This window comes from Saccharopolyspora antimicrobica, from assembly GCF_003635025.1.
GTDB lineage: Bacteria > Actinomycetota > Actinomycetes > Mycobacteriales > Pseudonocardiaceae > Saccharopolyspora > Saccharopolyspora antimicrobica.
Map to the genome: position 1 here is coordinate 2,695,234 of NZ_RBXX01000002.1, position 23,417 is coordinate 2,718,650.

Sequence of the window (23,417 nt, forward strand, 5' to 3'; positions counted from 1 at the left end):
CAGTGTTACTTCTGCTGCTCCGGCCCCGCAGCGTCCGGGTCGGCGGCCTCATCGGCGTTGCGCGCGATGGCCACCAGCGCGGAACCCTCGTCGAGGTTCATCAGACGAACCCCCTTCGTCTGCCTGCCGGCCTTGCGGACCTCCTTGGCGGTGGTCCGGATGACTCCCCCGCTGGAGGTGATCGCGTAGAGCTCGTCGTCGAGCTCGACGATGAGCGCCCCCACAAGCCTGCCACGCTTGTTGTCGTACTGGAGAGTCAGCACTCCCTTTCCGCCGCGACCCTGGACCGGGTAGTCGTCGATCGGGGTGCGCTTGGCGTAGCCGCCGTCGGTCGCGACCAGCACGTACCGGTCCTCGCGCACGACGCCCATGGCCAGCAGCTCGTCACCGTCGTTGAACCGCATGCCCAGCACGCCCGAGGTGGCGCGGCCCATCGGCCGCAGCGCCTCGTCGGTGGCGTGGAACCGGATCGACTGGCCCTCGGCGGACACCAGCAGCAGGTCGTCGTCGGCGGAGCAGAGCACCGCACCGACCAGCTCGTCGTCCTCCTTCAGGTTGACGCCGATGAGACCACCCGATCGGTTGGAATCGAAATCGGTCAACCGGGACTTCTTGACCAAGCCCTTCTTGGTGGCGAGCACCAGGTACGGGGCGGCGGTGTAGTCCTTGATCTGCATGACCTGGGCGATCTGCTCGTCCGGCTGGAACGCCAGCAGGTTCGCCACGTGCTGACCGCGCGCGGTGCGGTTGGCCTCCGGCAGCTCGTAGGCCTTCGCCCGGTAGACCCGGCCCTTGTTGGTGAAGAACAGGATCCAGTCGTGGGTCGAGCAGACGAAGAAGTGCGACACGATGTCGTCCTGCTTCAGCTGCGCGCCCTGCACGCCCTTGCCGCCGCGCTTCTGCGCCCGGTACAGGTCGGTGCGGGTCCGCTTGGCGTAGCCGGTGCGGGTGATGGTGACGACCACGTCCTCCTCGGCGATGAGGTCCTCCATGGAGACCTCGCCCTCGAAGGGGATGATCTGCGTGCGGCGGTCCTCGCCGTACTTGTCGACGATCTCCATCAGCTCGTCGCGGATGATCTGCCGCTGCCGCTCCGGCTTGGCGAGGATGTCCTTGAGGTCCTCGATCTCGCGCTCGATCTCGGCCAGCTGGTCGATGATCTTCTGCCGCTCCAGGGCGGCCAGGCGGCGCAGCTGCATCTCCAGGATCGCGTTGGCCTGGACCTCGTCCACGTCGAGCAGCTCGATCAGGCCGGTGCGCGCGTCGTCCACCGTGGGCGAGCGCCGGATCAGGGCGATGACCTCGTCCAGCATGTCCAGCGCCTTGACCAGACCGCGCAGGATGTGGGCGCGCTCCTCGGCCTTCTTCAGCCGGAACCGGGTGCGCCGGACGATGACCTCGATCTGGTGCTTGACGTAGTACCGGATCACCTGGTCCAGCCGCAGCGTGCGCGGCACGCCGTCGACCAGCGCCAGCATGTTGACGCCGAAGGTCGTCTGCAGCTGGGTGTGCTTGTAGAGGTTGTTCAGCACCACCTTCGGGATCGCGTCGCGCTTGAGCGTGACGACGATCCGCATGCCGCGCCGGCTGTTGGACTCGTCGGCGATGTCGGAGATGCCGGTGAGCTTGCCCTCCCGGTGCATCGAGGCGATGTTCTCGATGAGGTTGTCCGGGTTGACCTGGTAGGGCAGCTCGGTGACGACCAGCGTGGTGCGCCCCTTGCTGTCCTCCTCGATGGTGACGACGGCCCGCATCTTGATGGAGCCGCGGCCGGTGCGGTAGGCGTCCGCGATCGCGTTGGTGCCCAGGATCTGCGCGTGCGTCGGGAAGTCCGGGCCCTTGATCCGCTCCATCAGCGCTTCGAGCAGCTGCTCGTCGTCGCAGTCCGGGTTCTCCAGCGCCCAGACGACGCCGTCGGCGACCTCGCGCAGGTTGTGCGGCGGGATGTTGGTCGCCATCCCGACCGCGATACCGCCACCGCCGTTGACCAGCAGGTTCGGGAACCGGGCCGGCAGCACGTCGGGTTCCTGGGTGCGGCCGTCGTAGTTGTCGGAGAAGTCGACGGTGTCCTCTTCGATGTCGGCGAGCATGTGCATCGCCAACGGGGCCAGCCGCGACTCGGTGTACCGCATGGCCGCGGCCGGGTCGTTGCCGGGCGAGCCGAAGTTGCCCTGGCCGTCGATCAGCTTGTGCCGCATCGACCACGGCTGGGCGAGCCGGACCAGGGTGTCGTAGATCGCCGAGTCGCCGTGCGGGTGGTAGTTGCCCATCACGTCGCCGACGACGCGGGAGCACTTCACGTAGCCGCGGTCCGGGCGGAAGCCGGAGTCGTACATCGCGTACAGCACGCGCCGGTGCACCGGCTTGAGCCCGTCGCGCACGTCCGGCAGGGCGCGCGCGACGATGACGCTCATCGCGTAGTTGATGTAGGAGTTCTGCATCTCCTGCTGGATGTCGACCGGTTCGATCCGGCCGTGTTCCGGCGGCAGGACTTCAGTCACGACTTGAAATTCCTTTCGGGAGGTCGGAGGCCGCGGCCCGGGCGGTCCGGGCGGTCATCGCCGCGGACCGGGCGTCCGACCGGGTCGGGTGAGTTCCGGCGAGCGGGTCACACGTCGAGGAAGCCGGCGTCCTTGGCGTTGCGGGTGATGAAGGAGCGCCGGGCTTCGACGTCCTCGCCCATCAGCACGCTGAACAGCTCGTCGGCGGTGGCCGCGTCGTCCAGCGAGACCTGCAGCAGCAGCCGGGTCTCCGGGTTCATCGTGGTGTCCCACAGCTCGTCGGCGTTCATCTCGCCGAGACCCTTGTAGCGCTGGATGCCGTCGTCCTTCGGCAGCTTGCGGCCGGCGGCGGCGCCCGCCTCCAGCAGCGCGTCGCGCTCGCGGTCGCTGTAGGCGTACTCCGGCTCCGAGCGCGGCCACTTGATCTTGTACAGCGGCGGCTGCGCGAGGAACACGTGGCCGTTCTCGATCAGCGGGCGCATGAAGCGGAACAGCAGGGTGAGCAGCAGGGTGCGGATGTGCTGGCCGTCGACGTCGGCGTCGGCCATCAGCACGATCTTGTGGTACCGCAGCTTGGCCAGGTCGAACTCGTCGTGGATGCCGGTGCCCAGCGCGGTGATGATCGCCTGGACCTCGTTGTTCTTGAGGACCTTGTCGATCCGCGACTTCTCCACGTTGATGATCTTGCCGCGCAGCGGCAGGATCGCCTGGAAGCGGGACTCGCGGCCCTCCTTGGCCGAGCCGCCCGCGGAGTCGCCCTCCACGATGTAGAGCTCGCACTCCTCCGGGCTGTTGGACTGGCAGTCCTTCAGCTTGCCCGGCAGGCCGCCGATGTCCATCGCGCTCTTGCGGCGCACCAGCTCCTTGGCCTTGCGCGCGGCCATCCGCGCCTGCGCCGAGGAGACCGCCTTGTTGACGATCACCTTGGCCTCGGCCGGGTTGCGCTCGAACCAGTCGGTCAGCCACTCGAAGGCGGTGGTCTGCACGAACGACTTGACCTCGGTGTTGCCCAGCTTGGTCTTGGTCTGGCCCTCGAACTGCGGCTCGCGGACCTTCACCGACACGATCGCGGCCAGGCCCTCGCGGACGTCGTCACCGGTGAGGTTGCCGTCCTTGTCCTTGATCAGCTTCTTGTCCCGCGCGTAGCTGTTGACCACGCGGGTCAGCGCGGAGCGGAAGCCCTCCTCGTGGGTGCCGCCCTCGTGCGTGTTGATGGTGTTCGCGAAGGTGTAGACCGACTGGTTGTAGCCGGAGTTCCACTGCATCGCGATCTCCAGCTCCTGACCGGAGCCGGACGCGTTGAAGGCGACGACCTTCTTATGGATGGGTTCCTTGGTGGCGTTGATGTGCCGGACGAAGTCCTCCAGACCGCCCGGGTAGTGGAAGGTCCGCTCCTTCGCGCGGGCGGTGGTGCCGGTCGCGTCCTCGCCGGCGCCGTCCTCCTCCGCGACCCGCTCGTCGCGCAGGATCATGGTCAGGCCCTTGTTCAGGAACGCCATCTCCTGCAGCCGGCGCGCGATCGTCTCGGCGTTGTACCGGGTGGTCTCGAAGATCGTCGGGTCGGCCCAGAAGGTGATGCTGGTGCCGGTCTTGTCGGTGGTCTCACCGCGCTCGACCTGGGCGACGGGCTTGGAGTCCTCGTAGCGCTGCCGCCACACGTGACCGCCGGTGTGGATCTCGGCCTCCAGCGCGGTGGACAGCGCGTTGACCACCGAGACGCCGACGCCGTGCAGACCACCGGAGACCGCGTACGCGTCGCTGTCGAACTTGCCGCCCGCGTGCAGCACGGTCAGCACGACCTCCAGGGTCGGCTTCTTCTCCACCGGGTGCATGTCGACCGGGATGCCGCGGCCGTCGTCGATCACGCGCACGCCGCCGTCGGGCAGCAGGGTCACCTCGACGGTCGTCGCGTACCCGGCCATCGCCTCGTCGACCGAGTTGTCCACGACCTCCTGCACCAGGTGGTGCAGACCGCGCTCGCCGGTCGAGCCGATGTACATGCCCGGACGCTTGCGGACGGCCTCAAGGCCCTCAAGAACGGTGATGGATGAAGCGTTGTAATCGCTCTTCTTCGGTGCCACGGGCCTCGATTTCTCCTTGAGCCGACTGTGCTGTCAGGGTGATCGGTCGATGCCGGTTCGAACGCGACGGCGTCGAAGCACCGCTGACCACTTCGGGGCGACTGTCGTCTGCTGACGCCGCGACCAGCCATGAGCCGGTGCCGCGCACCTCACCGATGCGCTCCTCTGGCAGGCGCCTCGGCCACACCCGGTTTGATTCTACTGGTCCACCCGGACAGAAGTGGGGCAAGGACACCCCTGACTTGCTCACAGAGCGGAGAACTCGAATCAATCCACCATCCGAGAGCCGCGAGCCGCAGCTGAGGGATCTCTGCGCCGATCGGCCGCCCGCCGGCGGGGCCGGGTGCCGCGCTCAGCCGTAGGTGTCGCGCGGCCCGCGCCCCGGCACGTGCCGCGGGCCGTGCCGCCAGCTGGGCGCGGCCGGCCCCTGCACCTTGATGCGGCGGACCACGTCGCGGCCGACGCCGTCGCTGATCCGCTTGAGGATCTGCCGCTGCAGCAATCGCAGCTGGGTGGCCCAGGCGGTGGACTGGGCCTGGACGGTGAGCTCGCCGTCCTTGAGCGTCACCGGCTTGGTGTGCTCGGCGACGTCGGCGCCCACCAGCGCGGGCCACTTGGCGAACACCTGACCGCCGGAGAGGTGCTCGGTCCAGCCCCGCTCGGAGGCGATGCGGGCCGCCAGCCGGCCCAGCGGCTGCGGGTCCCTGTCGTCCGGTCCGGGCCCTGACCAGCCACGACGGCGGCGGGTCCGGATCTTGCCGCCCTTCTTCTTGGCGTCCCGGCGGCGGGCCGCGGACTGCTCGCGGGCGGCCTGCAGGGCCGCGCGGGCCAGGTCGGGGCCGCTCATCGCGGCGCCATCGCCACCGGCCACGGGCACGGTCGGTGGCGTCGGGTTATCCACACCATCCACAGAGTTATCCCCAGCTGTGGGTGAATCCGTGGGCCGGGTGGCCCCTTCGATCACGCTGGGTGAACCGTTCGGCCGCGCGCGGTCACTGGACACGTCGCACCTCGCCTTCGCGAACGTCGAATCGCGCACCGGTGAGCTCGGGCGGCACGTCCTCGGCCACCGCCGCGGTCACCAGCACCTGCTCGGCCCCGGCGACCAGTTCGGCCAGCCGGGCCCGCCGGCGCCGGTCCAGTTCGGCGAAGACGTCGTCCAGGATCAACACCGGTTCCGCGCCATCCTCGGTGAGCAGGTGGTAAGAAGCCAGCCGCAACGCCAGTACGAACGACCACGATTCGCCGTGGCTGGCGTAGCCCTTGGCGGGCAGGTCGCCGAGCAGCAGCTCCAGGTCGTCGCGGTGCGGTCCGACCAGCGACACTCCGCGCTCGATCTCCTGCGGCCGGACCCGCGCCAGCTCGGCGAGCAGCGCCGCTTCCAGCTCGTCCACGTCGGCCGCCTTGCCCATCGGCTCGCCGCATCCCTCGGGCAACGACTCGCCGAGGCTGCTGCGGTAGCGCACGTGGGCGACCCGGCCGGACGGCGCGCTGGCCTCGTCGGTCGCGGCGACGTTGGCGTAAGAGCTGGTCACGTGGGGTGCGATGGCGGCGACGAGGTCCAGTCGACCGGCCAGCAGCTCCGCGCCGAAGCGCGCCAGGTGCCCGTCCCAGACCTCCAGCGTCCGCAGATCCGCCTTGCCGCCGCCGCGCCGCGCCGCTCCGGCGGACTTCAGCAGCGCGCTCCGCTGCTTGAGCACCCGCTCGTAGTCGGAGCGCACGCCCGCGTACCTCGGTGCGCGGGCGACGAGCAGCTCGTCGAGGAAGCGGCGGCGTTCGCCCGGGTCGCCGCGCACGATCGCCAGGTCCTCCGGCGCGAACAGCACGGTGCGCAGGATGCCCAGCACGTCGCGGGGCTTGCCGGCCGCGCCGCGGTTGATCCGCGCGCGGTTGGCCTTCCCCGGCGTGATCTCCAGTTCGACTAGCAGCTCGCGACCGCTGTTGACCACGGCGGCCCGCACCACGGCGCGCGATGTGCCGTCGCGGACCAGCGGCGCGTCGGAGGCGACGCGGTGCGAACCGAGGGTCGCGACGTATCCGACGGCCTCGACCAGGTTCGTCTTGCCCTGCCCGTTCGACCCGACGAGCACGGTGATCCCCGGCTCCAGCGCCAGGTCGGCGTGCGGCCAGGACCGGAAGTCGGTCACCTGCAAATGACGGACGTACACGACGATCCAACTTAGCGGTCGGCCGATCCGACCCGAGAGCACTTCACGTTCCTCGGGCGGATCGGTGGGGTGGAACGAGCGGAGCTCGACCTGACGAGCGGTCGGCACCGAACTGCGAACCGTTCGCCGACAACCGGCGATTTGTCGACAAATCGCCTTGACGACCTCCGCTGCCGGGTCGACATGTCGACCCGGCAGCGGGATCAGATCACTTCTCGGTCTTGGTGGTCGCGTGGCCGCCGAACTGGTTGCGCAGGGCGGCGACGGCCTTCATGGCCGGCGAGTCCTCCTGGCGGGAGGCGAAGCGGGCGAACAGCGCCGCGGTCATCACCGGGGTCGGCACCGCGTTGTTGATCGACTCCTCCACCGTCCAGCGGCCCTCGCCGGAGTCGTTGACGTACCCGCGCAGCTCGGACAGCTCCGGGTCCTCGTCCAGCGCCCGGACCAGCAGGTCCAGCAGCCAGGAGCGGACCACGGTGCCGCGGCTCCACGCCTTGATCGTCTCGGGCACGTTGGTGACCACGCCCGATGCGGACAGCAGCTCGAAGCCCTCGGCGTAGGCCTGCATCAGGCCGTACTCGATGCCGTTGTGCACCATCTTCGCGTAGTGCCCGGCGCCCACCGGCCCGGCGTGCGCGAAGCCCTCCTCGCGCGGCCCCTCCGGGCGCAGCGCGTCGAAGATCGGCATGGCGCGCTCGACGTCCGCGGCGTCGCCACCGGCCATCAGGCCGTAGCCGTTCTTCGCGCCCCACACGCCACCGGAGACGCCGACGTCGAGGTACTTGATCCCGTTCTCGGCGAGCAGCGCGGCGTTGGCCTGGTCGTCGGTGAACTTCGAGTTCCCGCCCTCGATCACCAGGTCACCGGCGGAGAGCAGCCCGGCCAGCTCCTCGACCGTCTGCCGGGTCGGGTCGCCGTGCGGCACCATGATCCACACGATCCGCGGGCCGGCCAGCTTCTGCACCAGCTCCGCGATCGAGGCGACGTCGCTGACCTCCGGATTGCGGTCGTAACCGACGACGTCGTGTCCAGCGGCGCGCAGCCGCTCACGCATGTTGAAACCCATTCGGCCGAGACCGACAAGTCCGAGTTGCACCGGATCTCCTCTGCGAGCTGTGTTTCCACTGGTCGGTCGGCGCGCGAGGTGGGACCGAGCCAGCTGAATCGATCTGACCGGAGCCTAACCGCCGACGGCGCGGACACCGGCCGGACCGGGCACCGGATGTGACCCATCCTTCTTCGGTTCGTGCTGGGCGAGCCGCGCCGCGGCAGGTGGATCAGCCGGGCAAGCGGACCGGCATCAGCAGGTACAGGTAGCCCTCGGCCACGTTGCCGTCCTCGTCGACCGGCTTGATCAGCGCCGGCCGGTTGGAGGTCGTGAACTGCAGCTGGGCGCGGTCGGTCTTCATCGCACCGAGGCCGTCGAGCAGGTACGTCGGGTTGAACGCGATGGTCAGCGGCTCACCGGAGAGCTCCACCGCGAGCTCCTCCTCCGCGCTGCCCTCGTCGTCGCCGCCGGCGGTCAGCCGCAGCACCCGGTCGGAGAACTCCAGGCGCACCTGGGTGCCGCGCTCGGCGACCAGCGACACGCGCTTGATCGCCTCGATCAGCGGGCCGACGCTGATGTTGGCGGTCACCGCGCTCTCGGCGGGCAGCAGCTGGCGGTACTTCGGGAACTCCGCGTCCAGCAGGCGCGTGGTGTTGCGGCGGGAGGTGCCGGACAGGCCGAGCAGTCCGTCACCGGAGGCCAGCGAGATCTCCACCTTGCTCGCCCCGGCGCCGAGGGTCTTGGCCGAGTCGGCGAGGGTCTTGGCCGGGACCAGCACCGAGGTGTCGCCGATCGTGGTGCCCGGCTCCCAGGTGATCTCGCGCATCGCCAGCCGGAACCGGTCGGTGGCGACCATGGTCAGCTTGTCGGCGTTGATCTCCATCCGGATGCCGGTGAGCATCGGCAGCGTGTCGTCCTTGCCCGCGGCGACCGCGACCTGGCCGACCGCCTCGCCGAACAGGTCGGTGGGCACCGAGCCGACGTGCTCGGGCATCGCGGGCAGCTCGGGGTAGTCCTCCACCGGCATGGTCGGCAGGCTGAACTTGGAGCTGCCGCAGGTGATGGTGACGCGCGTGCCGTCGACGGTGAGCTCCACCGGACGTGCGGGCAGCGCCTTGGTGATGTCGGCCAGCAGCCGCCCGGAGACCAGCGTCTTGCCGCTGGCGTCGATCGAGGCGTCGATGGTGACCTGTGCGGAGACCTCGTAGTCGAAGCCGGAGATGGTCAGCGCCTCTCCGGAACTCGCATCGAGCAGCACCCCGCCCAGCACCGGAACCGGCGGCCGCGACGGAAGGCTGCGCGCGACCCAGGCGACGGCGTCGGCGAGACCGTCACGTTCCACGCGGATCTTCATGGGTGTCCTTTCGGTTTCAGCCGTGAGCGGGCTGCCGAGAACTGTCTCCGAGCTCCAAGGCTCATTGGTGGGTCGTGGTGCTCCGGCCCCGCGCGGGGTGGAGCGATCCCCGCACGGACGCCCCTAGGCACCGACCGGCCCGAGCAGCAGGACTGCGGCGCGAAGTTCGTCGGGGCTGCCTCCGCGGGAGTTCCACCGTAGAGCGTGCGCTGCGATCTCCGCATCCGGGTCCGAGCAGTTCGTCAGCCCGTCCAGGCCCGCCGAGCCGAGTTGTCCACTTATCCACCGGCCCTTACTTCTGTTCTCTTTTTTCTTCTGGAAGAACAAAAGACCGCAGTAGTAGTAAGGGCTGTGAGTTGTGGGGACAACCGTCGTTTGGGCTGGTCGCGCGGCGTGGCCGGATGTGGATGACCACGGGATGTAACCGTGGACTACGACAACCGGGTGGTGGACAACTTCGGCCCTCCTCCGAGCAGTCCACAACCATCCCCAGTTGTCCACAGTTCCATCCACAGTTCGACCCCCCGGTTGTACCCAGCCCCTGTGGTTTTCGGCTGTTCCACCGGTCAGGTTGTGGGCAAACCTGTGGGCTCCCTGTGGTCAACCGCCGTCCGGGTTGTGGGCAGACCGCCACAACCTGTGCACAGCCTGTGGATGAATTGGGGAAAACTCCAGGTCAGCCCTGGGGATGCAAAAACTGTGGACAGCTCGGCCTCCGGCGGACTTTTCTGCTGCCGGGGTGAGGCGAAGGCCACCCGGCCGCCCAGAAAAGTTCGCCGCTCCAAGGCCTGCCACGTGCGCGCAGCGCGCTCGCGCGACCTCGGAACGTGTCCGTCCACGCCTGAATAGACGCCTGAACCCCCTCGCCCGGTTGGCATCGGAGCCTCCGGAGCCGTCGCCGGACGCCGAACTTTTCTGTCGGAGGGGGTGTCCCTGGGCAGATGGCCCCAGCAGAAAGATGTGCGCACCCGCCGCCTGGCGCTCGATGCGGCCCGCGGAGGTGCGCTCGCCTCGCGGCCGGCCTACCTCCGGGCCGCGCGCATCCGCGCGAGACCTTTCTGCTGGAGGAGGTGCGCCGCGCGAGGTCGGTCGGACAGAAAAGATCCGCGATGCGACCCGGGCGTCAGCACACCGGCCGGACGGGGGAATGTCCGGCAGCGGCCGACCGTCATCCGGGGACGCTGAACGTCCGCACGTCACGCGGCAGCGGCCGGGAGGTGCGGAGAGAGGTGAACGATCTGCTCGAGCCGTCGCGTGCACCGCGCGGGAAGGCAGATCCAGGAGGCGTCGTGACGAGCGCTCGAACTAGGCCCAGCGGCGCACCTCGTGGAGTGGTCGAACCGGGGAGCACAGCGGTTCCACCGCGCGGACCAGCCGATGCGCAGCCAAGAACTACCTGGACTGCTGCTTGATCCTGGCGGTCAGCTCCTGCACGTGCTCGTACACGCGGCGCCGCTCGGCCATCTCCTTGCGGATCTTCTTGTCCGCGTACATCACCGTGGTGTGGTCGCGGCCGCCGAAGTACTGGCCGATCTTGGGCAGCGAGGAGTCGGTGAGCTCCCGGCACAGGTACATCGCGATCTGGCGCGCCTGCGCCAGCGCCTTGGTCTTGCCGGGACCGCAGAGGTCGTCGATGGTCACGCCGAAGTAGTCCGCGGTGACCGCCATGATCGTCGGCGCGGTGATCTCCGGGGTCTGCGAGTCCGGGATCAGGTCGCGCAGCACGATCTCGGCGAGCTGCAGGTCGACGGGCTGCCGGTTCAGCGACGCGAACGCGGTGACCCGGATCAGCGCGCCCTCCAGCTCGCGGATGTTGCGCTCGATGCGGGAGGCGATGAACTCCAGCACGTCGGCCGGCGCGTTCATCCGGTCCTGGGCCGCCTTCTTGCGCAGGATCGCGATGCGGGTCTCCAGCTCGGGCGGCTGGATGTCGGTGATCAGACCCCACTCGAAGCGGGTGCGCAGCCGGTCCTCCAGGGTGCGCAGGCCCTTGGGCGGCCGGTCGGAGGACACCACGATCTGCTTGTTCGAGTTGTGCAGCGTGTTGAAGGTGTGGAAGAACTCCTCCTGAGTTCCTTCCTTGCCCTCCAGGAACTGGATGTCGTCCACCAGCAGCACGTCGACGTCGCGGTATCGCCGCTGGAAGGCGACCTGGCGGTCATCGCGCAGCGAGTTGATGAAGTCGTTGGTGAATTCCTCGGTCGAGACGTAGCGGACCCGCATCCCGGGGAACAGGCGCTGCGTGTAGTGCCCGACCGCGTGCAGCAGGTGCGTCTTGCCGAGACCGGACTCGCCCCAGATGAACAGCGGGTTGTACGCGCGGGCGGGTGCCTCGGCCGCGGCCACCGCGGCGGCGTGCGCGAACCGGTTCGACGAGCCGATGACGAACGTGTCGAAGGTGTACTTCGCGTTCAGCCTGGTCTGCGAGGTCGGCGGGGCGTGCTTCGGCGCGGTGAACGGCTGGCCCTGCTGCGGCTCGGCGACCGGTTGCCCGGCGCGGCCGAAGGTCGGCCAGTTCTCCCCGCTCTTCTCCTCGGGGGCGGCTTCCTCGGTCTCCGGCTCGGACTCCTCGGCTTCGCCGTCGGCCTCCAGCGGCTGCGGGATCTCGCCGCCGGGCCACTTGAACTCCGCGGTCGGGAAGTCGATCTCCGGCTTGGGCTCGGGAGCGGCGTGCCTGCCCTCCCCGACGCTGGGGATCGAGCCGGTGTGCGCGGTGTTGCCGAAGGCCTCCGGCGGCCGGTAGCCCTCGGCGGTGCCGAAGTTCTCCGGTGCGCGGCCCAGGCCGGTCGTGGTGAAGAAGGGCTGTGCGGGCTGATCGCCGGTGCGACCGCTCCACTGATCAGCGGGAGCGGGTGCGGCGACCGGCCGGGTAGGTGCGGGAACCGCGGTGTCCACCTTCACCGCCAGCGACACGTCCCGGCCGAGGCGGCGGGACAGGGCGTCGGTGATGGGATCGCGCAGCGCGCGCTCGATGGCTTCCTTCGCGAAGTCGCTCGGCGCGGCGAGCAGCGCAGTCCCGTCCAGCAGTCCGATCGGACGGGTCACGCGCATCCACGCGCGTTGCTGAGGTGAGAGCGTGCCGGAGGACAGCTCCTGCACCACCTCGCCCCAGACTCGAACGAGATCGGCCTGGTGGTCGGACACCGCCTTGCTCCCCTCCCCTCGCTCGCGCGGCCCCCGTTTGCGGTCCCTGAAGCCGGGCTCCCACAGTGCTCGGGTGCGGCGATGTCACGGGACGGTGGGGCCGAACCCCGGGGATCACCTGTTCGGGAAGATCTCCACAGAGTTGTCCACAACTTGTGTATGAAGGTACGGCAGACCACGGCGGTGTCGCCCCCAGGGTCCGTCGTACCGCTGCGATCGAGGTCAGAGCGCCCCGCGACAAGATCTCTCGGCCGCGGACTGCGCATCGCAGGCGGTGCACGCTAACAAGGTCGCGCGGCGGTCACAAGGTGAGTCCCGGGGATGCCGGCAAGATCGCGATGTGGCAGCCTGGTCGCCGGTACCGGGCGTGCGGTCGAGCTTATCCCGACCCCGGTAGTGCGAGCTCCGGAGGCACTGCGTACTCTCGTACAGTCCCCGCTTTCCTGAGCGGGCATGTCACTGCGCCGAGATTTCGGCGTCGTGCGCCGCTCGGTAACGCCGATCTTCGCACGGGTTGGCGACCGCGGCTCGGGAAGAAAAGGGACACCTTGACCGAACCGTGGTTCACCGTGGCCATCGGTGCCTGTAGTAACCGGGAGATCCGACCGTGAGCAAGGGCAAGCGCACTTTCCAGCCGAACAACCGCCGTCGTGCCAGGAAGCACGGCTTCCGGCTGCGCATGCGCACTCGCGCCGGCCGGGCCATCGTGGCCTCGCGCCGTCGCCAGGGCCGCGCGCGCCTGACTGCCTGATCGCGTCCGGCCGTGCTTCCCGCGGCAGCCCGGCTGACCAGGAGCCAGGAGTTCCGCCTGGTGGTCCGTCGTGGTCGCCGGTCCGGGCGCTCCCGCCTGGTGGTCCACGTGCTGCGACCGGACCAGGCACCGGAGTCCGGGCGGTACCGCGGCGAGGCCTTACCGGAAGCCGAGGCGAATACGGCACCCACCCGGAAATCGACTGGTTCGACCCGGGTGGGTTTTGTCGTGAGCAAAGCCGTGGGCAGCGCTGTGATCCGGCACCGGGTCACGCGCCGCCTGCGCCATCTGATGCGTGACCGCTACGCGGTGCTGCCCGCTGGCACACTGGTGGTGGTCCGAGCCCTGCCTGCGGCGGGCGATGCCTCCAGTCGCGAACTCGGCGCGGACCTGGACGCGGCCTTCCGGAAGCTCCGCGTCCTCGACCCCGATGGTCCGGCGACAGGTTCCAGGTGATGGCTCAGGACCACCAGCACGATGAACGGCTCCGCGCGCCCGCTCGGCGCCCGAGCCCGTTCGCCTGGGTGCTGCTCGGTCCGGTGCACGCCTACCGCAAGGTGATCTCCCCGCTGCTGCCGCCGATGTGCCGGTTCTACCCGAGTTGCAGCACCTACGCGGTCGAGGCGTTGACCACGCACGGCCTGTTCCGCGGTGGTTGGCTCACCCTGCGCAGACTGCTGCGCTGCGGTCCCTGGCACTCTGGAGGAATCGACCCGGTGCCGCCACCTCGTGAGCGCGCCGCCCCTGCCCGAGCACCCGAGAAACCTGCCGAGGAGTAGCCCGCGTGCTGGACTTCATCTACTACCCGGTGTCGGCCATCCTGTGGTTCTGGCACAAGGTGTTCGGCTTCCTGCTCGACCCGGCCAGCGGTTACGCCTGGGCGCTGTCGGTCATCTTCCTCGTCTTCACGCTGCGCGCGCTGCTGTTCAAGCCGTTCGTGCACCAGGTGCGGTCGATGAAGAAGATGCAGGAGTTCGCCCCGCAGATCCGCGAGCTGCAGGCCAAGTACGGCGACGACCGGCAGAAGCTCGCGATGGAGATGCAGAAGCTGCAGTCCGAGCAGGGCTTCAACCCGCTCAGCGGCTGCCTGCCGGTGCTGGTGCAGGTGCCGGTGTTCTTCGGCCTGTTCCACGTGCTCAACGGCTTCAAGCCGGGCGCACCGTCGAACTACATCTTCGACGCCAACGACGTGGCGTCCTTCGTGGCCGCGGACTTCTTCGGCGCCAAGCTGTCCAACACGATCAGCCAGTCCCCCGAGATTCTGGCCTCCTTCGGCACCGACCGCATCGAGATGATGCTCGTGGGCGTGCCGCTGATGATCGCCGCCGCGATCGCCACGCACTTCACCGCCCGCCACTCCGTGCAGCGCCAGACGGCGGACGCGGCCGCCCAGCCGCAGACGGCCGTGATGAACCGGATGACGCTGTGGATCTTCCCGACGTTCGCGATCATCGGTGGTCCGTTCCTGCCGCTGGCGATCCTGATCTACTGGCTGGCCAACAACTTCTGGACGCTGGTCCAGCAGCGCCTGGTGTTCAGCCGGATCGACCGCGAGGAGGCAGCGCAGGCAGGCGCGCCCGCGGTCGTCGAATCCACCGTCGTGGACACCACCCCGGCGCCGGAGTCCGGCACCGGCGAGGCCGCGGACACGACCAAGGACCAACCCGGTGAGATCCCCGGGGTGATCGAAGACCGTTCTCGCGACACGGACAAGCCGGGCGAGACCCGGTGAGTGCGGCGCGAACCCTGGAGAGGAGACACCCAGTGTCCGAAACCGTGCAGGAGTCGAGCCCGGCTGCACCCGAGACCGATGCTGCCGAGGCCCCTTCCAACACCGAAACGCTGCTGGTGCAAGAGGGCGACATCGCGGGTGACTACCTGGAGCGGCTGCTGGACCTGCTGGACTACGACGGGGACATCGACCTCGACGTGGAGGCCGGCCGCGCGGTGGTCAGCATCGACGGCGGCGACGACCTGGAGAAGCTCGTCGGTGGCCGCGGCCAGGTGCTGGAGGCGCTGCAGGAGCTGACCCGCCTCGCGGTGCAGCAGGAGACCGGCGTGCGCAGCCGGCTCATGCTGGACGTCGCGGGCTGGCGCGCCGCTCGCCGCCAGGAGCTCAGCGAGCTCGGCCGCACCACCGCGGAGGAAGTCCTCTCCAGCGGCAAGGAAGCCCGCCTGCGTCCGATGACCCCCTTCGAGCGCAAGATCATCCACGACGCGGTCGCCGCGGTGGACGGCGTCCACAGCGAGAGCGAGGGCGAGGAGCCCAACCGCAAGGTGGTCGTCTTCAAGAGCTGACCGCTCCCCGACCGCGTTCCCAATGCCCCCGTCTTCGGACGGGGGCATTGTTGTTTTCCGGGCCGGATCGCGGTAGACCTTGATCCGGGCCGCTCGCCGGTCGTGTTTCACGTGAAACGTCGGCCGACGAGAAACGTCACCGTGACATTAGTTCCCGGAGTGGTTGGACGGGGCAATTCGATCGGTTATGACCCCTTCTCCCCTGCCTGTCGGCACGGGGCACGTAGCGGCATCGTCCGAACCGGTGGAAGACGTCCTCGGACGCGCCGGAGGGGTTGATGGTGATTGCGGAGTGCTATCCGGCAGGCTTGGTCGGAGATTCCTTGGTTCCACGTGAAACATCGGGGTGAATGCTTTGACCGAGCCTGCGGCGGCGCGGGTCGTGTTCGGTGATCGGCTGGACCTGGCCGAGCGGTTCCACGAGATGCTCCAGGAGCACGGGATCCGCCGCGGACTCATCGGTCCGCGCGAGCTGGACCGGCTCTGGGAAAGACATCTGTTGAACTCTGCGGTGATTGCGGAGTTGCTGCCACCGAATTGCCGGGTGTTGGACGTAGGCTCTGGGGCAGGGTTGCCGGGCATCCCGCTGGCGATCGCCCGCCCGGATCTCAACCTGACCCTGTTGGAGCCGATGGCTCGACGGGTGACGTGGTTGCAGGAAGTCATCACCGAGTTGGAGCTCAACGTCGAGGTGGTGCGCGGACGTGCCGAGGAGGGCCCGGTGCGAGAGCGGCTGGCCGACCAGGACGTCGTGACCGCGCGCGCTGTCGCCCCGATGGAACGGCTCGCGAAGTGGTGCCTCCCCCTGCTCCGGCAGGGCGGACGGCTGCTCGCCATGAAGGGCGAGAGCGCGGCGGAGGAGCTGGAGCGGGATGCGGCGGCCATCGCTGCGGTCGGTGGCGGTCGTGGCGAAGTGGTGTCGTGCGGTGTCGGTGCGCTCGAAGTGCCGACGACCGTCGTCGTGGTGGAACGGGTCGCGGCGACCCGAAATGCGTCCGGTCGGCGTCGTGACGGTGCACGTCGAACGAGAAAGGATCGTGGACGGTGAATCCGGAGTCAAACGGAGCGGGTCGTGTTTCACGTGAAACGAAGGGCCGTGCGGTGGGCGGTATGCGGTTCCCCTCCGGTCCGACGAGCGGGGATCCCGCGATGAGCTTCGGGAAGGACGACATCGGCTGGACGCCGATCATGGAGGAGGCTCAGCGGGCGACCCGGGTGCTGCACCCGGAGACGCTGGAGCTCCCCCGCCCCAGCCATCGGCGCATCATCACGGTCGCCAACCAGAAGGGCGGCGTCGGCAAGACGACGAGCACGGTGAACCTCGCGGCCGGGCTCGCGCTGCACGGGCTCAACGTGCTCGTGATCGACCTCGACCCGCAGGGCAACGCCAGCACCGCGCTCGGCGTCGAGCACCGCTCCGGGACTCCGTCGGTCTACGAGGTGCTGCTGGGCGAGATGAGCATCGCCGACGCGGCGGCGCAGAGCACCCAGTCGAAGAACCTCTGGTGCGTGCCCGCGACCATCGACCTGGCCGGGTCGGAGATCGAGCTCGTCACCATGGTCGCGCGGGAAGGCCGGCTGAAGGAGGCGCTGAACTCCGAGGCGGTCAACCAGCTGGCGCCGGACTACGTCTTCATCGACTGCCCGCCGTCGCTCGGCCTGCTCACGGTGAACGCGATGGTCGCCGCGCACGAGGTGCTGATCCCGATCCAGTGCGAGTACTACGCGCTGGAGGGGCTCGGTCAGCTGCTCCGCAACATCGAGCTGGTGCAGTCGCACCTGAACCCCTCGCTGTGGGTGTCGACGATTCTGCTGACCATGTACGACGGGCGCACCAAGCTGGCCGATCAGGTCACCGCCGAGGTGCGCGGTCACTTCGGGGACCTGGCGCTGCGCACCGTGATCCCGCGCAGTGTGAAGATTTCCGAGGCGCCGGGCTTCGGGCAGACGGTGCTGACCTACGACCCGGGCTCGCGCGGTTCCATGAGCTACCTCGACGCGGCGCGGGAGATCGCCGAACGGGGTGTGGAGAGGACGACGGCATGAGCGAGCGCAGAGGCGGTCTGGGACGCGGCATCGCTGCCCTGATCCCCAGCGGTCCCCCGGCGGGTGCGGACGGAGCTGCGCTGAGCGGCACGACGGTGCGCGGCGGTCCCGGTCTGCGCCGGCCGGAGCCGCCCACCCCCGAGGTTTCACGTGAAACCAGCGGCGGTGAGGTGGCGGGCGCGGTCTACCGCGAGATCGCCATCTCCTCGATCACGCCGAACCCGAAGCAGCCGCGGCAGGTGTTTGACGAGGAGGCGCTGCAGGAGCTGCAGCACTCCATCCGCGAGTTCGGCTTGATGCAGCCGATCGTGGTGCGCGAACTGGAGACCGACCGGTTCGAGCTCATCATGGGCGAGCGCCGGTGGCGCGCCTCGCAGCTGGCCGGGCTGGACGTCATCCCGGCGATCGTCCGCAAGACGCAGGACGACGCGATGCTGCGGGACGCCCTGCTGGAGAACATCCACCGCGTCCAGCTCAACCCGCTGGAGGAGGCGGCGGCCTACCAGCAGCTGCTGGGCGAGTTCGGCGTGACGCACGACGAACTCGCGGACCGGATCGGTCGCAGCCGCCCGGTCATCACCAACACCATCCGGCTGCTGAAGCTGCCGCTGGAGGTCCAGCGGCGGGTGGCCGTCGGCGTGCTGTCGGCCGGGCACGCCCGCGCACTGCTCAGCCTGGAGGACGTCGGTCAGCAGGAGGAGCTGGCGAAGCGGATCGTTGCGGAGGGGCTTTCGGTCCGGGCGACCGAGGAGCAGGTGACGCTGCTCAAGCGGGAGGCGCCGAAGAAGAAGGCGGAGCCGAAGAAGCCGATCCAGTCCCCCGGGCTCGACCGGCTGGCCAACCGGCTGTCCGATCACTTCGACACGAGGGTCAAGGTCGAGCGCGGTCGCCGGAAGGGCCGGATCGTCGTGGAGTTCGGCTCGGTGGACGACCTCGAACGGGTCGCAGAGTTGATCTTGGGTGAACAGGCCCGTGGACTCGGTGAGTAATGACACCGGGCTCTTTTGTCACGGTGACGATGACGCTGAGTGATCAGTTTTGCGATTTCAATTGAAATTGGACGTCCAATTTCAATTGAAATCGCACCCTACCCATCCGGGCATCTCGGTTGGGGAGGAGTCGGACGGACGGCGAGGGCCGGTCTCCCGCAGGAGGCCGGCCCTCGTTTCACGTGAAACATCGCGTCAGTGCGCGCGCGAGATCGCCCGCTCGACGAGTCCGGCGAAGACCTCCCCCAGCGACCGGCCCGCGGCCTCGACCGCCATCGGCAGCAGCGAGGTCTCGGTCAGCCCGGGCGACACGTTGACCTCCAGGAAGTGCGGCGTCCCGTCGCGGTCGATGATCGCGTCGGTCCGGGAGACGTCGCGGAGCCCGAGCAGGCGGTGCGCGGCGATCGCGAGCTCGGCCGCGGCCGCCGCCGCTTCCGCCGGGATCTCGGCGGGCGTGCGGTAGCTCGTGAGACCGGCGGTGTAGCGGGCGGTGTAGTCGTAGACGCCGTCGGCCGGTTCGATCTGCACCGCGGGCAGTGCCTCCGGTCCGTTCGGCCCGTCGATGACGGTGATCGCCACCTCGGTGCCCTCGACGAACTGCTCGACGAGCACGGTGTCGCCGTACGAGAGCGCCCCCACCATCGCCGACGGCAGCTCGGCGGCATCGCGCACCACGTGCGCGCCCAGCGCCGAACCGCCCTGGTCCGGCTTGAGCATCAGCGGCAGTCCGAGCTTGGCCACGAGCGCGTCCAGGACGGCCTGCGCGCCCAGCTCGCGGAAGGTCGCGTGCGGCAGGGCGACCCAGTCCGGGGTGGCCAGGCCGGCGCGGGCGAGCTCCGCCTTCGCGGTCGGCTTGTCCCACGCCCTGCGGCACGCGTGCGGGCTGGTGCCGACGTACGGGACGCCGAGCATGTCCAGCACGGCCTGCACCGCGCCGTTCTCACCCTCTCCCCCGTGCAGCGCGATCACGACCGCATCGGGGCGCTCCTGCTCGACGCGGGACAGCAAGCGGGCGTCGGCGTCCCACTCCGCCACGGTGACGCCGACCGAACGCAGCGCCGCCGACAGCCGGCGCCCGGAGCGCAACGACACCTCGCGCTCGTGCGAAAGCCCACCTGCGAGCACGGCGACCCAGCGATCAGACACTCAACAACACCCCTGGAAAGTAGTAGTCCACTGTGCACCGCGGAAATCCCGTGCACAGTGGACCGTTTCGGAAACCGGGAAACCCTCAGAACCTGTCTCTGATCTTAGTTCTGCTCTTCGTCTTGAAGCGGCGCAGCCGCTTAGCCCACCCCCGCAGCTTGCACCGCTGCGGGTTCTAAGCGTTCGCCTGGCGAGGACAGCCCGAGCGCCGTGTATTGGTCATGCATAAGTCCGGGCTCCCGGAGTCCAGGCGGGCGCTGAGATTCCGCCACCCGCACCGCCACGCAAAACGAGTTCGTCAGAAACCGTTTTACGCCGTGTCGGGAGACGGGGCCTGCGGTCCCGGCACGCTGCGCTGCGGCACGGTGCCGAAGGTGCGGACCAGCTCCATCTCCTCGGTCAGCGTGTTGGCCAACCGGCGGACGCCCTCGCGGATCCGCTCCGGCGTCGGGTAGCAGTAGGACAGTCGCATCTGGCGGCTGCCGAATCCGCCTCGGTAGAAGCCGGTTCCGGAGACGTAGGCGACCCGCTGGGTCACCGCACGCGGCAGCATCGCCTTGGTGTCCACGCCCTCGGGAGTGGTCAGCCAGACGAAGAACCCGCCGTCCGGCCGGGTCCACGTGCAGCCCGCGGGCATGTACTGCTCCAGGGCGCTGAGCATCGCGTCGCGGCGCTCCCGGTACTGCTCCTGGAAGATCTTGATCTGGCCCTGCCAGTCGTGCGTGCTCAGGTAGCGCGACACGATCATCTGGTTCAGCGTGGGCGGGCACAGGGTGGCCGACTCGGCGGTCAGCACCAGCTTCTCGCGGATCGCGTGCGGCGCGAGCACCCAGCCGACCCGCAGGCCGGAGGCGAAGGTCTTGGAGAACGAGCCGAGGTAGACCACGTTGTCGGCGTCCATGCTGCGCAGCGCGGGCAGCGCCTTGCCGTCGAAGCCGAGCAGGCCGTACGGGTTGTCCTCCACCACGAGGATGCCGTGCTGGGCGCAGATCTCCAGGATCTCGGCGCGCCGCGGCAGGGCCAGCGTGATGCCGCCCGGGTTGTGGAAGTTCGGGATCGTGTAGAGGAACTTGATCCGCTTGCCCTGCGCCGTCACGTCCGCGATGGCCTGGCGCAGCGCGGACGGGTCGAGGCCGTCGTCGTCCATCGCCACGTGGACCACTTCGGCCTGGTACGCGGCGAAGGAACCGAGCGCGCCGACGTAGGACGGGCCCTCGGCGAGGATGACGTCACCGGGATCGCAGAAGATCCGGGTGACCATGTCCAGGGCCATCTGGGAGCCCGAGGTGACCACCACGTCGTCCGGGTGCGCGGAGATGCCCTCCAGCGCCATGACGTCGCAGATCTGCTCGCGGAGCTCCGGCACGCCGTGGGCGGAGCCGTACTGCAGCGCCACCTGCCCGTCCTCGGACACCAGGCGCCCCACCTCGGCGGCCAGCGAGTCCAGCGGGAGCGCGGCCAGGTTCGGCATGCCGCCGGCCAGCGAGACCACCTCGGGGCGGCTGGCGACGGCGAAGAGAGCTCGGATCTCGGAAGCGGTCATCCCTGCGGTCCGCTCGGCGTAGTGCGCCCGGTACGCGTCCAGGTTGCGTGCGGGCTTCTCCGGCGGGTTCGGCTGACTTCCGTGATCCGTCATATCGCGCTCCGGTTTCGGTTGTGCGCACTGCTCGTCCCCGGCCGGGCCGGGAACGATTCCGGCGATTCTATAGGTCCTATCGCCAGGACCCCGCTCAGATGTAACGAGCGCCTCCTACAAACCGACCCGTCGGTAACCCATCTCACCCCATCGGGTCGCTGTCGGTGCTCGGCGGAGCTTCCGGTGCCGGGGCGCGGGCGCTTATCCTGGCCACATTCCCGCCGGAGGTGCGGGTTCGTGCGGGTTCTCCAGGAGGTCAGGTGTCGCGACGTGTCGTCGGCGTCACGCTGGACAACCTCGACGACCTGCCCAAGCGGTGTCGCCGGTGCGTCTTCTGGGAGCTCGCACCGCACATCCGGGAGCAGGCCGAGGAGTTCGGCGAGACCGAACTGGAGAAGGAGGCCTGGGTCTCCAGCGTGCTGCTGGAGTGGGGCTCTTGCGGCCGCATCATCTACGTCGACGGCGTTCCGGCGGGCTACGCGATGTACGCCCCGCCTGCCGCCGTGCCCCGCGCAGCGGCCTTCCCCACTGCCCCGGTCAGCGCGGACGCGGTGCTGCTGACCGCGCTGCGCGTGCTGCCGGAGTTCGAGCACGGCGGCCTGGGCCGGGTGCTGGTGCAGAACGTGGCGAAGGATCTGACGCGCCGCGGGGTGAAGGCCGTGGAGGCCTTCGGAGACCTGCAGGGCACCGCTGAGAGCTGCGTGATCCCGGCCGGGTTCCTGCAGCAGGTCGGGTTCAAGACGGTCCGCCAGCACCCCAAGTGGCCGCGGATGCGCCTGGAGCTGCGCACCGCGATCTCCTGGAAGGAAGACGTCGAAGCGGCCCTGGAGCGCCTGCTCAGCTCGGTGACCATCAAGACCGCCGAGCCGGTGATCGGCGGCGCCTGAGTCGCCAGATCACCAAGTCGACAAATCGCCCAGGGCTGTCACCTGGCACGCGATTTCAATTGAAATCAGACGTCCAACTTCAATTGAAATCGCGTTCGACGCGAGGGTCAGGCACCTTCGGCCCGGGCCAGTTCGTGGCGGAGCAGGTCGTCGAAGGTGAAGGTGCCGGTCGGCTGGTCGTCCTTGCCCAGCAGGTACAGGCGCTTCACCGCGACCAGCAGGCCCTCCGCGATGACGTCGCGGAACGCCGGGTCCAGCAGGCGGGAGCGGTCGCGGGCGTTGGTCAGGTAGCCCAGCTCCATGCGCACCGCGGGCATCCGGGTCAGGCGCAGCACGTCCCAGGTCTTGGCCTGGGTGTGGCAGTCCCGCAGGCCCGTCCGCGCGACGATCTCGCGCTGCAGGAAGCCCGCCAGCGCCTCCCCCACGGTCGAGGTGGTGCCGTTGCCGGTGCCGAAGTGGAAGCTCGCCACGCCCTCGGCCAGCGGCGAGTGGTTGGCGTCGATGTGCAGCGACAGGAACATGTCCGCGCCCGCCTCGTTGGCGAACCCGGCGCGGTCGGCGTCCGGCGGGCAGGCGTTGGGCCCGCGGGTGATCAGCGCCTCCATGCCGGTGGCCACCATCCGGCCCTCCAGCCGGCGGGCCAGGTCCCAGGTGAGGTCGGCCTCGCACACGTCGCCGATGCAGGCGCCGCGGTCCGGGCCGCCGTGACCCGGGTCGATCACGATGCGCTTGCCGCGCAGCCGCGGCCCGGCGCGGCGCACCTTCTCCTGCTCGCGCAGGTACACCGGGCGGCCACCGCGGACCTTCGGCGCGAGCTGCCGGAGCGCCCGCAGCGTGCCCGGTCCGCAGATGCCGTCGGGGTTCAGGCCGTACTCGCGCTGGAAGCTGCGCAGCGCCTGCTCGGTCTCCCGGCCGAAGATGCCGTCCGGGCGGCCTGCGTCGAAGCCCAGCTCCAGCAGCCGCTCCTGCAGCGCGAACACGTCGTCGCCGCTGATCGGCTTGGACACCAGGAACGCCAGCGACCGGTCGCCGAGCCGCCAGCGGGCCTCGGTGAGCGCGCGGTAGGTCGCCGGGCCCACCACGCCGTCGGTGATCAGCCCGCGTTGTTGCTGGAAGACCCGAACCGCCTGTTCCACCGCGTCGTCGAACAGCGCCGGATCCGTCCGGCCGTTGGCCGCCAGCAGACCCAGCGCTGCAAGGGTGTTCCTGATCTCGGCAACGGCCGGACCGACGTCACCGCGGTGGAGCAGCTGCATGCACTCCTCGCTCGATTCAGGCGCCGGGTGCACCGGCGCGGAGGATGGTCGGGTACGTCCCGCTGTCCCGTTCGCGTGGCGGGTCGCAGAACACGAACCCGTCGGGTAATTG

Annotated in this window: 19 protein-coding genes; 9 read left to right on the plus strand and 10 right to left on the minus strand. The window is 69.3% G+C overall.

Annotation, left to right across the window (positions count from 1 at the left end):
* Positions 1 to 5: 5 nt before the first annotated feature.
* From gyrA to dnaA, 7 genes are all read right to left on the minus strand, one after another.
* On the minus strand, positions 6 to 2,501 hold the full coding sequence (gene gyrA, locus ATL45_RS13255) for a DNA gyrase subunit A (protein ID WP_093150676.1): 2,496 nt from the start codon (positions 2,499 to 2,501) through the stop codon (positions 6 to 8).
* 107 nt (positions 2,502 to 2,608) lie between these two features.
* Positions 2,609 to 4,582 carry a DNA topoisomerase (ATP-hydrolyzing) subunit B gene (gene gyrB / locus ATL45_RS13260; RefSeq protein ID WP_093150679.1) on the minus strand — a complete coding sequence of 658 codons (1,974 nt, stop codon included), beginning with the start codon at positions 4,580 to 4,582 and terminating at the stop codon, positions 2,609 to 2,611.
* Positions 4,583 to 4,934: 352 nt separating this feature from the next.
* Positions 4,935 to 5,429: a DciA family protein gene (locus tag ATL45_RS13265; RefSeq protein WP_093151510.1), complete on the minus strand. Its 495-nt coding sequence runs from the start codon at positions 5,427 to 5,429 to the stop codon at positions 4,935 to 4,937.
* A gap of 145 nt (positions 5,430 to 5,574) precedes the next feature.
* The gene (gene recF, locus ATL45_RS13270) at positions 5,575 to 6,750 is read right to left on the minus strand and encodes a DNA replication/repair protein RecF (protein ID WP_093150681.1); all 1,176 of its coding nucleotides are present in this window, start codon (positions 6,748 to 6,750) and stop codon (positions 5,575 to 5,577) included.
* Positions 6,751 to 6,958: 208 nt separating this feature from the next.
* Complete coding sequence (gene gnd, locus ATL45_RS13275; protein WP_093150685.1) at positions 6,959 to 7,846, minus strand: phosphogluconate dehydrogenase (NAD(+)-dependent, decarboxylating); 888 nt, start codon at positions 7,844 to 7,846, stop codon at positions 6,959 to 6,961.
* 181 nt (positions 7,847 to 8,027) lie between these two features.
* Positions 8,028 to 9,152 (minus strand): DNA polymerase III subunit beta, encoded by a 1,125-nt coding sequence (gene dnaN, locus ATL45_RS13280; protein ID WP_093150688.1) that lies wholly within the window; start codon positions 9,150 to 9,152, stop codon positions 8,028 to 8,030.
* A gap of 1,392 nt (positions 9,153 to 10,544) precedes the next feature.
* Positions 10,545 to 12,296: a chromosomal replication initiator protein DnaA gene (gene dnaA, locus ATL45_RS13285; protein WP_093150691.1), complete on the minus strand. Its 1,752-nt coding sequence runs from the start codon at positions 12,294 to 12,296 to the stop codon at positions 10,545 to 10,547.
* A 607-nt stretch (positions 12,297 to 12,903) separates the two neighbouring features.
* Between dnaA and rpmH the strand changes: the two genes are divergently transcribed.
* The 8 genes from rpmH to ATL45_RS13325 all read left to right on the plus strand — a co-directional run bounded on the left by rpmH (position 12,904) and on the right by ATL45_RS13325 (position 18,380).
* Complete coding sequence (rpmH, locus tag ATL45_RS13290; RefSeq protein ID WP_093150693.1) at positions 12,904 to 13,047, plus strand: 50S ribosomal protein L34; 144 nt, start codon at positions 12,904 to 12,906, stop codon at positions 13,045 to 13,047.
* Between the two features lie 12 nt (positions 13,048 to 13,059).
* Positions 13,060 to 13,503: a ribonuclease P protein component gene (gene rnpA / locus ATL45_RS13295; RefSeq protein ID WP_093150697.1), complete on the plus strand. Its 444-nt coding sequence runs from the start codon at positions 13,060 to 13,062 to the stop codon at positions 13,501 to 13,503.
* Positions 13,503 to 13,826, plus strand: a complete 324-nt coding sequence (gene yidD / locus ATL45_RS13300; protein ID WP_093150700.1) for a membrane protein insertion efficiency factor YidD — start codon at positions 13,503 to 13,505, stop codon at positions 13,824 to 13,826. The genes rnpA and yidD overlap by 1 nt, the downstream gene beginning before the upstream one ends.
* 5 nt (positions 13,827 to 13,831) lie before the next feature.
* Complete coding sequence (gene yidC, locus ATL45_RS13305; RefSeq protein WP_093150702.1) at positions 13,832 to 14,779, plus strand: membrane protein insertase YidC; 948 nt, start codon at positions 13,832 to 13,834, stop codon at positions 14,777 to 14,779.
* A 32-nt stretch (positions 14,780 to 14,811) separates the two neighbouring features.
* Complete coding sequence (locus ATL45_RS13310; RefSeq protein ID WP_093150705.1) at positions 14,812 to 15,345, plus strand: Jag family protein; 534 nt, start codon at positions 14,812 to 14,814, stop codon at positions 15,343 to 15,345.
* Between the two features lie 424 nt (positions 15,346 to 15,769).
* Complete coding sequence (rsmG, locus tag ATL45_RS13315) at positions 15,770 to 16,393, plus strand: 16S rRNA (guanine(527)-N(7))-methyltransferase RsmG (RefSeq protein WP_439332491.1); 624 nt, start codon at positions 15,770 to 15,772, stop codon at positions 16,391 to 16,393.
* A gap of 101 nt (positions 16,394 to 16,494) precedes the next feature.
* Positions 16,495 to 17,391 carry a ParA family protein gene (locus ATL45_RS13320; RefSeq protein ID WP_093150708.1) on the plus strand — a complete coding sequence of 299 codons (897 nt, stop codon included), beginning with the start codon at positions 16,495 to 16,497 and terminating at the stop codon, positions 17,389 to 17,391.
* Positions 17,388 to 18,380, plus strand: a complete 993-nt coding sequence (locus tag ATL45_RS13325) for a ParB/RepB/Spo0J family partition protein (RefSeq protein ID WP_093150711.1) — start codon at positions 17,388 to 17,390, stop codon at positions 18,378 to 18,380. The genes ATL45_RS13320 and ATL45_RS13325 overlap by 4 nt, the downstream gene beginning before the upstream one ends.
* Before the next feature lie 195 nt (positions 18,381 to 18,575).
* Here ATL45_RS13325 and ATL45_RS13330 read toward each other — a convergent pair whose 3' ends face one another.
* Together ATL45_RS13330 and ATL45_RS13335 are read right to left on the minus strand one after the other, a co-directional pair.
* A complete protein-coding gene (locus ATL45_RS13330) occupies positions 18,576 to 19,526 on the minus strand; it encodes a D-alanine--D-alanine ligase family protein (protein ID WP_093150714.1) in 951 nt (316 codons plus the stop codon).
* Positions 19,527 to 19,836: 310 nt separating this feature from the next.
* Positions 19,837 to 21,162 (minus strand): aminotransferase-like domain-containing protein, encoded by a 1,326-nt coding sequence (locus tag ATL45_RS13335; RefSeq protein WP_093150718.1) that lies wholly within the window; start codon positions 21,160 to 21,162, stop codon positions 19,837 to 19,839.
* 260 nt (positions 21,163 to 21,422) lie between these two features.
* Between ATL45_RS13335 and ATL45_RS13340 the strand changes: the two genes are divergently transcribed.
* Positions 21,423 to 22,049: a GNAT family N-acetyltransferase gene (locus ATL45_RS13340; protein WP_093150721.1), complete on the plus strand. Its 627-nt coding sequence runs from the start codon at positions 21,423 to 21,425 to the stop codon at positions 22,047 to 22,049.
* Positions 22,050 to 22,156: 107 nt separating this feature from the next.
* On the opposite strand, the gene ATL45_RS13345 is transcribed toward ATL45_RS13340, so the two are convergent.
* Entirely contained in the window at positions 22,157 to 23,305 is a 1,149-nt protein-coding gene (locus tag ATL45_RS13345) for an N-acetylmuramoyl-L-alanine amidase (protein WP_093150724.1), read from the minus strand.
* Between the last annotated feature and the right edge of the window lie 112 nt (positions 23,306 to 23,417).